Raw genomic sequence first — 255 nt, 5'->3', positions numbered from 1 at the left:
CGCACTTTCAGCGGTGGTATTACCTGCTGCATCACTGATACTGCTGGTGACGCTGTAAGCACCCTCGTCCGTCAAACTTGGAATGGTGATGTCCGCGCTGCCATTGGCAAGGTCCGCCGCCGTCACGATGTAGGTTTGCTCCGTGGTGCTACCATCTGGGTTGGTGATGGTTAACGTCACCGTGTCCCCTTCTTCCACACCCGTTGGAAGCGTGACATTGGTTTCAAAACCATCACTGTTCTCGGCCACGCTGAC

General features: G+C 55.7%; 1 protein-coding gene. It reads right to left on the bottom strand.

Going from position 1 to position 255, the window contains the following annotated elements:
* Window positions 1-255, bottom strand: a 255-nt coding sequence (locus AACW06_RS20485) for an Ig-like domain-containing protein (protein ID WP_192076416.1), incomplete at both ends; no start/stop codon positions are given.

Source organism: Vibrio sp. S12_S33, from assembly GCF_963889785.1.
Classification (GTDB): Bacteria; Pseudomonadota; Gammaproteobacteria; order Enterobacterales; family Vibrionaceae; genus Vibrio; species Vibrio aestuarianus.
This window is presented reverse-complemented; position numbering and strand designations above follow the sequence as displayed.